Below are 14,488 nucleotides of genomic sequence, written 5' to 3'. Positions count from 1 at the left end.
CCAGCAGTGGCGGGCCAAACGCCAGCCGCGGATGCGGCTTGAGCCACATCGGCTGGTGTTTATCGACGAGACCGGAACCACTACGAAGATGACGCGCCTGCGCCGTCGCTGCCTGAAGGGCCAACGGCTGCGTTCAAAGGCACCGTTCGGACATTGGAAGACGCAGACCTTCATCGCCGCCGAATCTGTGATGAGGGCCTTGCAAGCCTAGGCGAGGGTAGGGCGCTACGCCAGCTTACCGCTGACTTCGATCGGCCTCTCCGCTGTTTGCCGCCATTCTAGCACAAGTGGAGCGGATCGTAGCGCAGGGAACGCGCGCTGGCGCGCAATATCGCGCCATAGCGTAGAAGATGCGGTGGCTCCCCGGGCCGGATTCGAACCAGCGACCAACCGGTTAACAGCCGGTTGCTCTACCACTGAGCTACCGGGGAACAGAGGCTCTTGCGTGAGTGGGGCAGCCTATAGCAAACCCGTTTCGGCTTTGCAAAGAAGCATTTCGCATTTTTTCGACGCTTTTTGGCGCGAGGCTTCCTGGCAGTGGCCGGCAAGCGCCCTCATATGAGCTGTCTCTCGCCTGTCACGGAACGGAAAAGGCCGTTGCGGCTTTCTCCGGGTGGTAGTGCTACTGAAGCAAACGGATCGATATTTCACATGACGGCAATGAGCGACGACCAGCCACCGGCCCGGAAAATCTCGGTCTTCGGCCGCCAGTTCACCATGCCGCGCTCGCGCGGCCTCCGGATTGCGATCGGCGTCGTGCTGATCATCGGCGGCATTCTCGGCTTCCTGCCGATCCTGGGTTTCTGGATGGTGCCGATCGGATTGCTGGTGCTGTCCTACGAATTCGCGTTGGTGCGCCGTCACCGGCGCCGCTTCGTCGTCTGGTGGGAGCGACGCCGCCGGCCGGATTGAGGTTGCCCTGCTGACAGGCGGGAAACAGGGCAATTGTTTGAGAGCGGCGTGGTCATCACCGAGGCTGGTCGAAACAGCTTTCCAGGCGCTCGCAGAGCTCCTTGAGAACGGCGGTAGCCGATGCCAGCCGCGCCCGGTCGCGCGGCGGCAGGCTGTTTGCGCCTTCTATGCTGAGGCGATCGATGGCATAGCGCACAAGCTCTGCAGACTGCGACAATCCGCGCGGTGTGCCGTCTTTCGTAGCTGCTCGACCCATGGCGGAACTCTCCTTTCTGCCCAACGTGGCCGCCGGTTTCGGGTTCCTGTCGCCGAGGATCATCCTTAACGATAAGCTAATATGTTATTGCTAGCATGGCATTGCATTGATAAGCAGTGCCTCGATGTCGGAAGAACCGTTGGGAATGCATGGTAGCCGCTTGACGGCATTTTCGCCGCAACCTATTGGAGCCGGGTGGAACGCTGGGAGCAATGAGGCCTCGTGGCGGAGTGGTTACGCAGAGGACTGCAAATCCTTGCACCCCGGTTCGATTCCGGGCGAGGCCTCCAATGCCCGAGCTCCCGCGCGTCAGCGCCAGGGGGCTTCAGTTCCGGTCGAAACAGCCGCGGCCTCTGCGCGGCAAGCGGATGGTTGGAACATGAGCGCTGATTTTGCCGAACGCCGGGTGAAGATGGTCGACGGCCAGATCCGCACCACCGACGTGACCAGCGCACCGCTGCTCGAGGCTATGCTTGTCGTGCCGCGCGAGGCCTTTGTTGCCCCCGGCCAGCGTGACCTTGCCTATATCGACGAGGACATCCGCATTGCCGATACGGCCGATGGTCCGCGCTATCTGATGGAACCGTCGCCATTGGCCAAGCTGATGCAACTGGCCGACATCGGCCCAAGCGATTCGGCACTCGATGTCGGCTGCGGCACCGGCTACGCGGCGGCGATCCTGTCGCGGCTGGCAAGGTCCGTGGTCGCGCTGGAAAGCGATCCGGCGCTGGCCGAGACTGCCACTTCGACGCTTGCGGCGCTGGGTTGCGGCAATGTCACCGTGGTCCAGGGACCGTTGCCGCAGGGGCATGCCGACAAGGCGCCTTACGACGTCATCCTGATCGGTGGCAGCGTCGGCGAGGTGCCGGCGGCGCTGTTCGACCAGCTTGCCGAAGGCGGCCGACTCGTCGCCGTGGAAGGGCAGGGCAATTCGGGCGTAGCCCGGCTTTTTTTTAAGACTGGGGGGGTTGTAACGGGAAGACGCGCATTTAATGCGGCAATTAAGCCACTACCGGGATTCGAACGCATTCCCGCCTTCGAATTCTGAGTGATTTTGCCTTGCAGCGAAGGCGCTGTCATGATCGCTTGCGTTTGAACAATCGTTGCTGATCTGCATAACCGGGCGTTTCTGGGGGCTTTCAGCGGGGGGAACGATAAAAAACGCGGCGCCGGCTGATCAGAAGGAGAAGCCAGCGTGGCGCAGTTCCCGTGCAAAACGAATGAGGGAATATAACGTGCCGTCTGTACGCAAGTTACTTTTTACCGCCGTCCTCGTTTCGGCGACCGCGCTGTCTCCACTGGCCGCCTCGGCCGAAACCATTCTCGGGGCCCTTTCAAAGGCCTATCAGAACAATTCCTCGCTCAATTCGACACGCGCCGGCGTCCGCGTCACCGACGAGGGCGTTGCCATCGCCAAGTCCGGCTGGCGCCCGACCATCACCGGTTCCGGAAGTATTGATTATTCCAGCAGCCATCTCAATGCGCGCGGCAATGCCCCCGGGTTGAACCGTAGCATCAGCCTGACGACGGGCAATTTTGGCGTTGAGATTGACCAGACGCTGTTCGACGGTTTTCAGACCAGGAACAATGTCGCGGCCGCCGAAGCGCGGGTCCGCGCTTCGTTCGAAAGCCTGCGCAACGCCGAAGAAAACACTCTTTTCAACGCGGCAAGTGCCTATATGGACGTTATCCGCGACCGCCAGGTCGCCGTGCTGACCGAACAGAATCTGCAATTCCTAACCGAACAGGCGCGTGCGGCGCGGTCGCGCTTCGACGTCGGCGAAGGTACGCGCACCGACGTCGCGCAAGCCGACGCCCAGCGTGCCTCCGCGGTGGCGCAGTTGAGCGCCGCCCGCGCGACGGCGCTGGCAAGTGCCGCGACCTATCGCCAGATCGTCGGCGACGAGCCGGGCAGGCTCAGGCCGGCTGCGCCGGTGTCGAAGCTGTTGCCGTCGAGCCTCGATGCGGCGATCGCGATCGCGTCGGCCGAGCATCCGGCCATTCTCGCCACCGCGCATCTGGTCGACGCGGCGGCGTTTTCGGTGAAGTCGGCGGAAGGCGCGCTGCTGCCGCAGCTCTCGGCGTCGGCGGGTGTTTCGAGCGCCTATCGCCACACGCAACCCCCCGACTTCGGCGCGGGTCAAGACGGGACGACCACTTCGGCCAGCATCGGCGCGACACTGACCGTGCCGATCTATTCCGGCGGCCGCACTTCGGCACTGGTTCGCCAATCAAAGGAATCACTTAGCCAGGCCCGTATCGAGGTCGATGTCAGCCGCGACACCGTGCGCCAGGCTGTGACCTCCGCATGGTCGCAATACACCGCCGCGCAGCAAAGCGTCACGGCCAACCGGCAGGTGGTCGCCGCGGCACAGCTTGCCCTGAACGGCGTCATCGAAGAGCGCAATGTCGGCCAGCGCACCACGCTCGACGTGCTCAACGCGCAGGCGACCCTCATCACCGCCAAGATCAATCTTGTCAGCGCCGAACGCGATGTGGTGGTGGCAAGCTATGCCATCCTCTCGGCGGTTGGCCATTTGTCGGCAGACCGGCTTGCGCTCAACGTGACGAAGTACAGGCCCGAAGAGCATTACAACGCCGTCAAGGACAAGTGGATCGGCCTGCGCACGCCGGACGGCCGCTGATCGCCAGGCCGTGTCTTCAGCCCGCGCTCGAACGACGCGCGGGCTTCAACTCCCGACCCTAATCTGTTGAAAATCCGAGATGTCGCCAGATTGGGGATTCTCGCAAGGCGTTCCGTCGGTTACGCTGTTGCCATGATTCGAATCCGGCGTTTGCCGGACAGGAAATCTGAGAACGAGTCACAAGGGCGGCGGATGTGACGATGGCGACGGCGAGCAGCGTACAGCGCGAACCTTCCATGGAAGAGATACTGGCTTCCATCAGAAGGATCATCGAGGACAGCGATACCGGCCGCAAGCAGCCGGGCGAAGCGGACGAGCTGCGCCAGGATCTGCAACCGGCACCGGCAGCCGGACGCACGGCGGAGGCGGATACGTTCCGCTCCGAACTGCGCGGCGGACTGGAGATCGCCAAGCCGGCCACGCGGGCCGAGGCGCAGCCAACGGCCGCACCGGTTATTGAGCGCCTGGAAACGCCGCTGCGCCCCGGCCCGGTAAAAGCACCGGTGACGCTGGCTGAGGTGAACGCCGCTCCCGCACCGGCCGCAAAGCCGGATCGGCCTGCGATGGCCAAGGCTGCCGAGACGACCGACACCATCATTGCCGATTGGCGGCGCGAGATCGCTGCGGTCGGCGACGCGATGGCCAAGCCGGAGCGCGCCGAGCCACCCAGACCGGACGCCGAGCCGAAAGCCGAGGTTTTCGAGGAGGAGGCGAGTGCCGGACCTGCGTCGGAGCCTTCGGAAATTGGGCCGGAGCTTTCGGAGGGCGGCCCGCAACCTTCGGAACTCGGCCCGGAACCTTCGAAAATCGGATTGGCGCGTCCGGCGGCCAGCGAGCCGCCGCCCGCACGCCCGGCGATCCTTTCGGAGCATACGGGCCGGCAGGTTGCCGCCGCCTTCGGCGAGCTTTCCGACGCGTTTGCCAGCCGCAGCAAGAAGACCTTCGACGAGATGGCTGAAGAGATGCTGCGGCCCATGTTGCAGGACTGGCTGGACAACAACCTGCCGACGCTGGTCGAGCGGCTGGTGCGCGAGGAAATCGAGCGCGTCGCGCGCGGCGCACAGTAGCAGTTCGGAGGAGACGCCGCCGATAGGCGGCTCGACCGGCGAATTGTCGAAGTCGGCGCTGCCCCTCATCCGCCTGCCGGCACCTTCTCCCCGCATAGTGACGGGGAGAAGGGGCTGGCCGCAACCTCGGCATTCTTTCCGCAACGCGGGAGGTTGACGAAATCGTTCGCGAAGGTGTCTTTCGCCCCGTCACCATACGGGGAGAAATGCCCGGCAGGGCAATGAGGGGCGGTGCAAACCTGAAGCGATTGCCTTGCAACATTCAGTCCGCGAGTTGCACCGAACCATCCCGGCGCTATCTATTGGCCATGCCGCCCTTGCGGTTGACTTGGCAACAACCTTCCGATTTACACCGGACCACAAATTCCGGACAGCGCGGACCGTTTTCCCATGCTCGAAAAGACCTACGACGCCAAAGCCGTCGAGCCGAAGATTGCCAGGATCTGGGAAGAGGCCGACGCGTTTCGGGCCGGCGCCGGGGCCGAGGAGGGGGCTGAAGCCTTCACCATCGTCATCCCGCCGCCGAACGTCACCGGCTCGCTGCATATGGGCCACGCGCTTAACAACACGCTGCAGGACATTCTGGTGCGCTTCGAGCGCATGCGCGGCAAAAACGTGCTGTGGCAGCCGGGGATGGATCATGCCGGCATCGCCACGCAGATGGTGGTCGAGCGCCAGCTGATGGAAAAGCAGATCCACCGCCGCGACCTAACGCGCGATGAGTTCATCGACAAGGTGTGGGAGTGGAAGGCAGAATCCGGCGGCGCCATCCTCAACCAGCTGAAGCGGCTCGGGGCCTCGGCCGACTGGAGCCGGGAGCGCTTCACCATGGACGAGGGCCTGTCCAAGGCCGTGCTCGAAGTGTTCGTGACGCTCTACAAGGAAGGGCTGATCTACAAGGACAAGCGCCTTGTGAACTGGGACCCGAAGCTGTTGACCGCCATCTCGGATCTCGAGGTCGAGCAGCAGGAAGTCAACGGCAACCTCTGGCACTTCCGCTATCCGGTCGAAGGCATGACCTTCGATCCGGAAAATCCGAAGACCTTCATCACCGTTGCGACGACCCGCCCGGAGACGATGCTGGGCGATACGGCTGTCGCAGTCCACCCCGACGACGAGCGTTTCCGGCATCTTGTCGGCAAGAAACTCATCCTGCCGATCGTCGGCCGCAGGATCCCGGTGGTCGCGGACGAGTATTCCGATCCCGAAAAAGGCAGCGGTGCGGTCAAGATCACGCCGGCGCATGACTTCAACGATTTCGAGGTCGGCAAGCGCCACCGGCTGCCGGCGGTCAACATCCTCGCCGTCAATGCGGCGGTGAGCCTCAAGGACAATGAGGACTTTCTCGCCGGACTGGAAGGGACGCCGGAGCACCAGGCCGTATGGGACAGCCTCGACGGCCTGGACCGTTTCGACGCGCGCAAGAAGATCGTCGAGTTGATGGAGGCGGGCGGCTTTCTCGAGAAGGTCGAGCCGCATCGCCACACGGTGCCGCACGGCGACCGCGGCGGCGTGCCGATCGAGCCGTTTCTGACCGACCAATGGTATGTCAATGCGGCGGAACTGGCCAAGCCGGCGATCGCCTCGGTGCGCGAGAGCCGCACCAATTTCGTGCCCAAAAACTGGGAAAAGACCTATTTCGACTGGATGGAGAACATCCAGCCCTGGTGCATTTCCCGCCAGCTCTGGTGGGGCCACCAGATCCCTGCCTGGTATGGGCCGGACGGGCATGTCTTTGTCGAAAAGACCGAGGAAGAGGCCCTCGGTGCCGCCGTCGAATATTATCTGGCGCTGGAAGGGCCGTGGAAGGCCTGGGTCGAGGACAAGCTCGAGAATTTCCAGCCTGGCGAGATCCTGACCCGCGACGAGGACGTGCTCGATACATGGTTCTCGTCGGCGCTGTGGCCGTTCTCGACGCTTGGCTGGCCGGACCAGACGCCGGAACTGAAGACCTATTACCCGACCGACGTGCTGGTGACCGGTTTCGACATCATCTTCTTCTGGGTCGCCCGCATGATGATGATGGGCCTGCATTTCATGGATCAGGAGCCGTTTCATACCGTCTATGTCCATGCGCTGGTTCGCGACAAGAACGGGCAGAAGATGTCGAAGTCGAAAGGCAACGTCATCGATCCGCTCGAGCTCATCGACGAATACGGCGCCGATGCGCTGCGCTTCACCTTGACGGTGATGGCAGCGCAAGGGCGCGACGTTAAGCTCGATCCGGCCCGCATTGCAGGTTATCGCAATTTCGGCACCAAGCTGTGGAACGCGACGCGCTTCGCCGAGATGAACGAAGTGGCGCGCGACGACGATTTCTGGCTGCAGGACGCCAAGCTGGCGGTCAACCGCTGGATCCTGACGGAGCTGACGCGAGCCGCGCGGGACATAACCGACGGCATCACCTCATACCGCTTCAACGATGCGGCGGGTGCCGCCTACCGGTTCGTCTGGAACCAGTTCTGCGACTGGTACCTGGAACTGCTGAAGCCGGTGTTCATGGGCACCGACGAGACCGCTAAGGCCGAGAGCAGGGCATGCGTCGCCTTCGTGCTGGACGAGATCTATAAGCTGCTGCATCCGATGATGCCGTTCATGACCGAGGAACTGTGGGCCGAAACCGCCGGCGAGGGCAGGCAACGGCCATCGCTGCTTTGTCATGCGGCATGGCCGTCGCCCGATTTCGAGGATGAGGCGGCCGCCGCCGATATCAACTGGCTGGTCGATCTCGTCTCCGGTATCCGCTCGGTGCGTTCGGAGATGAACGTGCCGCCGGCGGCGATCGCACCGCTCGTGGTGATCGGCGCCAACGAAACGACACGCGAAAGGCTCGAGCGTCAGGGCTCGGCCATCAAGCGCCTGGCGCGGGTCGGCGACATCTCGCTCGCGGAGGCGCCACCCAGGGGATCCGCCCAGATCGTCGTCAACGAGGCGACCATCTGCCTGCCGCTCGGCAGCCTGATCGACCTTGCCGCCGAGGCAGCGCGCCTGCACAAGGAGCTTGCCAAGGTGACCGAGGAAATAGCGCGGCTCTACAAGAAGCTGTCCAACGAGAAATTCGTCGCCAATGCGCCGGAAGAGGTAGTGGAGGCCGAGCGTGAAAAACTCGCCGAATATCGCGAGGCGCAAGAGAAGCTTTCGGTCGCATTGGCGCGGGTGCGCGATGCGGGCTGATCAAACAAACTGGGCCGGCTGGCTGCAATAGATTCGCCGTTCACGAATCTGCTTTCCAGCTACGCTGCCTGCCACGAAAACAGGCATTCCGCAGCGTAAATCTTGAGGCAAACTGAATGTTTTTGCCCCATTGTTGCCATAATGTAACAATGGCCGGCTGGGCAGGCAAAATTCCCTGTTCCCTAGTGATTTAGGCGGTTTTCCCGAGTTTTCTCGTCGATTTGTATTGAGGCGGCCATTTTCCCGCCTCGGCAAGAAGGCCGACACCTTGTCGGAAATGCGTTCCGCCAACGTATACATGTACGCACGGCGAATTCGTTGTTGCGCCGTTAACCTGAATTGGTTCTAGCTTGATGCAAGGACATTTCGGGGAGGAGATTCATGTGTTGTTCGCGTCTAAAAGTGCTGCTGGGCGCGGGGGCTTTTTCGCTGGCTTTTGCCGGGACGGTGCAAGCCGGGGGCTTTGACCGGGGCGGCGTCAACATCGACCAGCTGTTCGACGCGGCGCCATATTCGTTCGATGCGGGCGTCACCTATGTTTCGCCACAGCGCAAACTGAAGAACGTGCAGCGTCTCGATGGCTCGGGTTTGTCGACATCGGCGGTGGACGTTGGTGGCGATTATGCGGTGCCGCATGTCGGTATCAAAGCCAACATCTTTGAGCCCGTAGACTGTCTTGCCACCTATACGAGACCGTATGGTGCGGACGCGAATTTCGGCCTGAACAACGCCTATTCGCCGACAGCGGTCAAATACGCCGTCGATACAGACGATTTCGGTCTCACCTGCTCCTATAGGGTGAACGTCGGCAAGGGCGCCATACGTTTCATCGGCGGTGTCTCCTACCAGCAGGTCGACGCGTTTCTTTCCCGTCAGACACTGCTCGCCTTCGGCAATACCGGTCTCGGCGTCTTCAAGCTATCCGACGAGGCATGGGGTTGGCGTGCGGGCGCAGCCTATGAGATCCCCGAGATCGCTCTGCGCGCCAGCCTGATGTACTCTTCGAGCTACAAATATGACGGGCTGTCGGGAACCGTCGACACGACCGGCTTCAGGGGTGCCTTTCCAGCGGATCTGATTCCCGGCTCTACCGGCGTGTACCCAGTCTCGGCGTCGGCTGAGATACCTCAAGCTCTGGAATTCAAGCTGCAGAGCGGCATAGCTCCTGGCTGGCTGGCCTTTGGTTCCGTCCGCTGGCAGGAGTGGAGCAAGCTTGGCGTCATTGCCATCAATGGCGTGCGCAGTCCGGTAACCGGTGCTCCCTCGCCCGTTTCATTCGATCTGCTTTATCGCGACGGCTGGACGGTCACCGGCGGTATCGGTCACAAGTTCACCGATCAATTGTCGGGCGTGGTTTCGCTGACCTGGGATCGCGGCACCTCGACGACCTCCGGCTATCAGTCGGATACCTGGGCCGTGGCCAGCGGCGTCTCCTATTCGCCGAACGATCAGGTCGAGGTCAGGCTCGGCGGCTCGATCGGTGTGCTGACGAGCGGGTCATCGACTTTCAGCGGTGTCGGCGACGAGGCAAATGCGGTCACCTACTCTTACGACAACGACCTGCTTCTCGCCGGTTCGGCTTCCGTCAAGATCAAGTTCTAACTACGGATTTTTAAACGACAAAACGGCCGGGCACTGCCCGGTCGGTTCGTTCGGCGCTCGTCCGGCATTCGGCGGCGCAACAATTGCCCCCAAGATGTTCGCTCCTGTAATTGTGACGTTTTGGCAACAGTTTCTGAACAACCCTCGCGCCACCCGGCCGCCCGGGAACATTGCCCATTTCCCGCCATAAACGCGGCGCACCTCGAATTTGTCTCGGGACACGCGCCAAAAGGCTAGGCGAAGAGGCAGGCCGCACCGCCCGCGGCAAGGACGAGTATGGACACCAGAGCGATCTCCAAGGCCAAGCTGCCGAGCCGCCACGTGACCGTTGGTCCCGAGCGGGCGCCGCATCGCTCCTACCTCTATGCTATGGGGCTGTCGGCGGCCGAGATCGCGCAGCCGCTGGTCGGTGTCGCCAGCTGCTGGAACGAAGCCGCACCCTGCAACATCTCGCTGATGCGCCAGGCGCAAGTGGTCAAGAAGGGCGTGGCGGCGGCCAACGGCACGCCACGCGAATTCTGCACCATCACCGTCACCGACGGCATCGCCATGGGCCATCAGGGCATGAAGTCGTCGCTGGTGTCGCGCGAGGTCATCGCCGACTCGGTCGAGCTCACCATGCGCGGCCATTGTTACGATGCGCTGGTCGGATTGGCCGGTTGCGACAAGTCGCTGCCCGGCATGATGATGGCTATGGTGCGCCTCAACGTACCGTCGATCTTCATCTATGGCGGCTCGATACTGCCCGGCAGCTACCGTGGCCGGCAGATCACCGTGCAGGACGTGTTCGAGGCGGTGGGCCAGCACTCGGTCGGCACCATCGGCGACGCCGAGCTGCTCGAGATCGAGCAAGCCGCATGTCCTTCGGCCGGCTCCTGCGGCGCCCAGTTCACCGCCAACACCATGGCCACCGTCGCTGAGGCCATCGGCCTGGCGCTGCCCTATTCCTGCGGCGCGCCTGCACCCTACGAGATGCGTGACCGCTTCAATTTCGCTTCCGGCGAAAAGATCATGGAGCTGATCGCAAGGAACATCCGCCCGCGCGACATCGTTACCATAGAAGCGTTGGAAAATGCCGCGACCGTGGTCTCGGCCACCGGCGGCTCGACCAACGCGGCGCTGCATCTGCCGGCGATCGCGCACGAGGCCGGGATAAAGTTCGATCTTTTCGACGTGGCCAGGATATTTGAGAAGACACCCTACATCGCCGACCTCAAGCCGGGCGGCAAATACGTCGCCAAGGACATGTTCGAGGCCGGCGGCATTCCGCTCCTGATGAAGACGCTGCTCGACCATGGGTACCTTCATGGCGATTGCCTGACGGTGACTGGCCGCACTTTGGCCGAAAATATGGAACATGTTTCCTGGAATGACAGCCAGGATGTGGTCCGTCCCGCCAACAGGCCGATTACCCAGACCGGCGGGGTCGTGGGCTTGAAGGGTAACCTTGCCCCAGAAGGCGCGATCGTGAAGGTCGCCGGCATGACGGAGCTGAAATTCTCGGGTCCGGCGCGCTGCTTCGATTCGGAAGAGGAATGTTTCGAAGCGGTTACGCATCGCAACTATAGGGAAGGCGAGATTCTCGTCATCCGCTACGAGGGTCCGCGCGGCGGCCCGGGCATGCGCGAAATGCTGTCGACGACGGCGGCTCTCTACGGCCAGGGCATGGGCGGCAAGGTGGCGCTCATCACCGACGGGCGTTTTTCGGGCGCAACGCGCGGTTTCTGCATCGGCCATGTCGGGCCGGAAGCGGCAGTGGGCGGCCCGATCGGGCTGCTTAGGGATGGCGACTTGATCTCGATCGATGCGGTGAACGGCACGATCGAGGTTGCATTGTCCAAAGCCGAACTGGCGTCGAGGGCAAAGGCATGGAAGGCGCGCACCACGGACTATCAGTCGGGCGCGATCTGGAAATACGCACAGACGGTCGGATCTGCCCGCGACGGCGCGGTCACCCATCCCGGCGGTGCCAAAGAAACACACTGCTATGCGGACATCTGAGTTGTTGAGGTCGTCTGTCGTTTCGGCACTGGTTGCGCTCGCCACGTTTGGCGCGACCTTGGGCGCCGTCGGCCAGGCCATGGCCTTCGACGACAAGGTGTTCGACGACAAGACCGGCGTGAAGCCGCAGTCGAGCCCGTGGGCGGTGTTCCAGTTCGGCTTTTCCGCCTACAAGAACGGCCATAAGGAGCAGGCCGCGGAAGCCTATAAATATGCCGCGGAGAACGGCCAGATCGGCGCCACCTGGAAGCTTGCGCGCATGTATGCCGAAGGCGATGGCGTGGCGCGAGACGACTACGCGGCGTTCAAGTTCTTCTCAGAGATCGTCGACCAGGATGTCGAGCCCGGTTCGCCCGAGGAAAGCTATGTTTCGGACGCACTGGTGGCGCTTGGCGACTATCTGAGGAAGGGCATTCCCGGCAGCCCCGTCGAGGAGAACGAGGTGGCGGCCCAGGAATATTACATGCGTGCCGCCGCCAACTACCGCAATCCGAACGCCCAGTTCGAGATGGGCCAGATGTTCCTCAAGGGTGAGGGCGGCGTCAAGGCCAGCGTCAAGCAGGCCGGACGCTGGTTCCAGCTGGCGGCCGAAAAGGGCCATGCGGGCGCGCAGGCGACGCTCGGCAATCTGCTCTTCCAAAGCGGCAAGATCGTGCGGGGGCTGGCGATGATGACCGCGGCGCTCGAACGGGCCTCACCTGCCGACCAGCCATGGATCCGCGGCATGCAGGAAGAAGCGTTTGCCGCCGCCGGCGAAGCCGACCGCCGCACCGCGATCTCGCTGGCCGACGACATCCTCACCAAGGGTGGCGGCGACCAGTAGGCCGGCAGAAATTCCGTTTTGAGATCAATTCTCGTTCGGTTCCGCCGGCATGCCGCTGGGCGCCGGCGTTGAGATCGGCGTGCCTTGCAAATGCGGGGCCGGCGTGTCCTCCGGGCATCCATCCCGCTGCTTTGTCCAGGACGTGTTGTTGAGCACCATCTCGCAACGGGCGAGGTAGCTTTGGCCGGCAGGCGTCAGACAGGCGACCCGGCCGATCTGGAATGATTTGCCGTTGGCAAGGCACTCTGCATCGGCAAAAGCCGGCGTCGCCACCGCCATCGCAAGCGCGCAGCCAATCGGGAAGAGTGCAAATCGAGTAGTCATGGGAACCCCAGCCACCATGATGATTTCGCATCAAGCGCGCGATTTGTGGCGATAAGAGGTCAACTTATCAATGTGCCGCCGGACGGCAGGTCCGGTCAGGCTGGCCGCAGCGCCAGATCGATCGCCACCGGCACGTGGTCGGAGGGTTTTTCCCAGGCGCGCACCTGCTTCTCGATCGAAGCCGAGGAAAACCAGTTGGCGGCTTCGGGCGACAGAAGCAAATGGTCGATGCGGATGCCGTTGTTCTTCTGCCAGGCGCCGGCCTGATAGTCCCAGAACGTAAAGACGTCCGCGGAGTCGGTGACGGCACGCACGGCTTCGGTGAAGCCAAGATTCTTCAGCCGCCGGAACGCCTGCCGCGTCGCGGGCTGGAACAGTGCATCGCTTAGCCAGTTTTCCGGATATTTCGCGTCGATTGGCTCGGGGATGACATTGTAGTCGCCGGCCAGGACCAGCGGCTCTTCCAGAGCAAGCCGCTCCTCGGCCCAGCGCTCAAGTCGCGCCATCCAGGAAAGCTTGTAGGAGAACTTCTTCTCGTCGTCGATCGGGTTGCCGTTCGGCAGATAGATCGAGGCAACGCGCAAGGCGCCCTTGTCGGTCGAGAACACTCCCTCGATGAAACGCGCCTGTTCGTCGGCATCGTCGCCCGGCAAGCCGCGATTGACCTCATCGAAACGCAGCTTCGACAGGATGGCGACGCCGTTGAAGCCTTTTTGGCCGTAAGTCTCGACATTGTAACCGAGCGCCTCGATCTCGGCGCGAGGAAACTGCTCGTCGACCGTCTTGATCTCCTGCAGGCAGGCGATGTCGGGCGCGCTTTCCGTCAGCCAGTGGGTCAAATTGCCGATGCGGGCGCGAACGCCGTTGATGTTCCAGGTGACGATTTTCATGGCGGCCTCGATAGGCTGGTGGTCCGGAGACTAGCGATCCGGTGGATGACGTTCGACAAGGCCGATCGTATTGCCTGCCGGGTCCTTTAGGAAGGCCATCCATTCGCTTTCCCCGGCTTGGCCGAACAGGCCTTCGGTGTCGCGATGAACGAGCGCCGGCGGCGCGGTGAAGGGGATGCCGGCGGCCTTTGCCGAAGCGTGGAATTCTTCGAGGCCCGATATATCGAGATAGACGGTGCCGGCCGGCAGGCCGTCGGTGAAAAGCAGGCGCACGTCACCGGCCAGGATGAAGGCGATGCCCGGCGGGTCGAAACGCGCGTGCAGGCTCATGCCGAGCACTTCGCGCCAGAACGCCAGCGTCGCATCGAGGTCGCGCCCGGCGGAAAGCGCGACCTGACGGACCGCGCCGATGATCGGCATGATCTAGATGGAGAAGCTGGTGCCGCAGCCGCAGGAGGCGACCGCATTGGGGTTTCTGATCTGGAACGACTGGCCCATCAGATCGTCGACGAAATCGATTACCGAGCCGCCCATGTAGACCAGCGACAGGTCGTCGATAAGTACGGTGGCGCCGTCCTTTTCGATGGCGACGTCGTCATCATTGCGCCTGTCGACCAGATCGAACTTGTAGGAAAAGCCGGAACAGCCGCCGCCCTCGACCGAAACGCGCAGCGCCGTCTTACCGGCTTCGCTCGCCACAATCTTGACGATCCGCCTGGCGGCGGCGTCGGTCATCTCGACTTTCATGGCGGTCTTGGCATCAGCGCCCATGGGCGTCACCTTGCATTCGGTTT

General features: G+C 62.7%; 13 protein-coding genes, 2 tRNA genes and 1 pseudogene. 10 read left to right on the top strand and 6 right to left on the bottom strand.

The genetic code is table 11. From position 1 onward, the window contains the following. A pseudogene (locus NKH17_RS25695) lies at positions 1 to 178 on the top strand (IS630 family transposase); the annotation flags it as partial. A gap of 178 nt (positions 179 to 356) precedes the next feature. Here NKH17_RS25695 and NKH17_RS25690 read toward each other — a convergent pair. Then, a tRNA-Asn gene (locus NKH17_RS25690) sits at positions 357 to 431 on the bottom strand. A gap of 220 nt (positions 432 to 651) precedes the next feature. On the opposite strand from NKH17_RS25690, the gene NKH17_RS25685 reads away from it, so the two are divergent. After that, positions 652 to 912, top strand: coding sequence for a hypothetical protein (locus NKH17_RS25685; protein ID WP_254818304.1), 261 nt, complete (start codon positions 652 to 654; stop codon positions 910 to 912). Between the two features lie 55 nt (positions 913 to 967). Here NKH17_RS25685 and NKH17_RS25680 read toward each other — a convergent pair whose 3' ends face one another. Then, positions 968 to 1,168 (bottom strand): hypothetical protein, encoded by a 201-nt coding sequence (locus NKH17_RS25680; RefSeq protein ID WP_352505831.1) that lies wholly within the window; start codon positions 1,166 to 1,168, stop codon positions 968 to 970. A gap of 216 nt (positions 1,169 to 1,384) precedes the next feature. Here NKH17_RS25680 and NKH17_RS25675 point away from each other — a divergent pair. The 8 genes from NKH17_RS25675 to NKH17_RS25640 all read left to right on the top strand — a co-directional run bounded on the left by NKH17_RS25675 (position 1,385) and on the right by NKH17_RS25640 (position 12,480). Continuing rightward, positions 1,385 to 1,458, top strand: a tRNA-Cys gene (locus NKH17_RS25675). 89 nt (positions 1,459 to 1,547) lie between these two features. After that, the gene (locus NKH17_RS25670; protein WP_352804912.1) at positions 1,548 to 2,216 is read left to right on the top strand and encodes a protein-L-isoaspartate O-methyltransferase family protein; all 669 of its coding nucleotides are present in this window, start codon (positions 1,548 to 1,550) and stop codon (positions 2,214 to 2,216) included. A gap of 187 nt (positions 2,217 to 2,403) precedes the next feature. Beyond that, a complete protein-coding gene (locus NKH17_RS25665; RefSeq protein WP_352899282.1) occupies positions 2,404 to 3,813 on the top strand; it encodes a TolC family outer membrane protein in 1,410 nt (469 codons plus the stop codon). Positions 3,814 to 4,013: 200 nt separating this feature from the next. Next, positions 4,014 to 4,880 carry a PopZ family protein gene (locus tag NKH17_RS25660; protein WP_352804906.1) on the top strand — a complete coding sequence of 289 codons (867 nt, stop codon included), beginning with the start codon at positions 4,014 to 4,016 and terminating at the stop codon, positions 4,878 to 4,880. Between the two features lie 390 nt (positions 4,881 to 5,270). Beyond that, complete coding sequence (locus NKH17_RS25655; RefSeq protein ID WP_352804904.1) at positions 5,271 to 8,054, top strand: valine--tRNA ligase; 2,784 nt, start codon at positions 5,271 to 5,273, stop codon at positions 8,052 to 8,054. 381 nt (positions 8,055 to 8,435) lie between these two features. Then, positions 8,436 to 9,656, top strand: a complete 1,221-nt coding sequence (locus NKH17_RS25650) for an OmpP1/FadL family transporter (RefSeq protein ID WP_352804901.1) — start codon at positions 8,436 to 8,438, stop codon at positions 9,654 to 9,656. Between the two features lie 276 nt (positions 9,657 to 9,932). Continuing rightward, complete coding sequence (gene ilvD / locus NKH17_RS25645; RefSeq protein ID WP_352804898.1) at positions 9,933 to 11,657, top strand: dihydroxy-acid dehydratase; 1,725 nt, start codon at positions 9,933 to 9,935, stop codon at positions 11,655 to 11,657. Then, positions 11,644 to 12,480: a tetratricopeptide repeat protein gene (locus NKH17_RS25640; protein WP_352804896.1), complete on the top strand. Its 837-nt coding sequence runs from the start codon at positions 11,644 to 11,646 to the stop codon at positions 12,478 to 12,480. The genes ilvD and NKH17_RS25640 overlap by 14 nt, the downstream gene beginning before the upstream one ends. Positions 12,481 to 12,504: 24 nt before the next feature. On the opposite strand, the gene NKH17_RS25635 is transcribed toward NKH17_RS25640, so the two are convergent. The 4 genes from NKH17_RS25635 to erpA all read right to left on the bottom strand — a co-directional run bounded on the left by NKH17_RS25635 (position 12,505) and on the right by erpA (position 14,465). Then, positions 12,505 to 12,822 (bottom strand): hypothetical protein, encoded by a 318-nt coding sequence (locus NKH17_RS25635; protein WP_352804893.1) that lies wholly within the window; start codon positions 12,820 to 12,822, stop codon positions 12,505 to 12,507. Positions 12,823 to 12,899: 77 nt separating this feature from the next. Next, positions 12,900 to 13,694, bottom strand: coding sequence for an exodeoxyribonuclease III (xth, locus tag NKH17_RS25630; RefSeq protein WP_352505839.1), 795 nt, complete (start codon positions 13,692 to 13,694; stop codon positions 12,900 to 12,902). Between the two features lie 30 nt (positions 13,695 to 13,724). Further along, entirely contained in the window at positions 13,725 to 14,114 is a 390-nt protein-coding gene (locus NKH17_RS25625; RefSeq protein ID WP_352804891.1) for a VOC family protein, read from the bottom strand. A gap of 3 nt (positions 14,115 to 14,117) precedes the next feature. Then, positions 14,118 to 14,465 carry an iron-sulfur cluster insertion protein ErpA gene (gene erpA, locus NKH17_RS25620; protein ID WP_352804888.1) on the bottom strand — a complete coding sequence of 116 codons (348 nt, stop codon included), beginning with the start codon at positions 14,463 to 14,465 and terminating at the stop codon, positions 14,118 to 14,120. Positions 14,466 to 14,488: the final 23 nt, after the last annotated feature.

It is taken from the genome of Mesorhizobium sp. M1334, from assembly GCF_040317995.1.
Taxonomy (GTDB): domain Bacteria; phylum Pseudomonadota; class Alphaproteobacteria; order Rhizobiales; family Rhizobiaceae; genus Mesorhizobium.
This window is presented reverse-complemented; position numbering and strand designations above follow the sequence as displayed.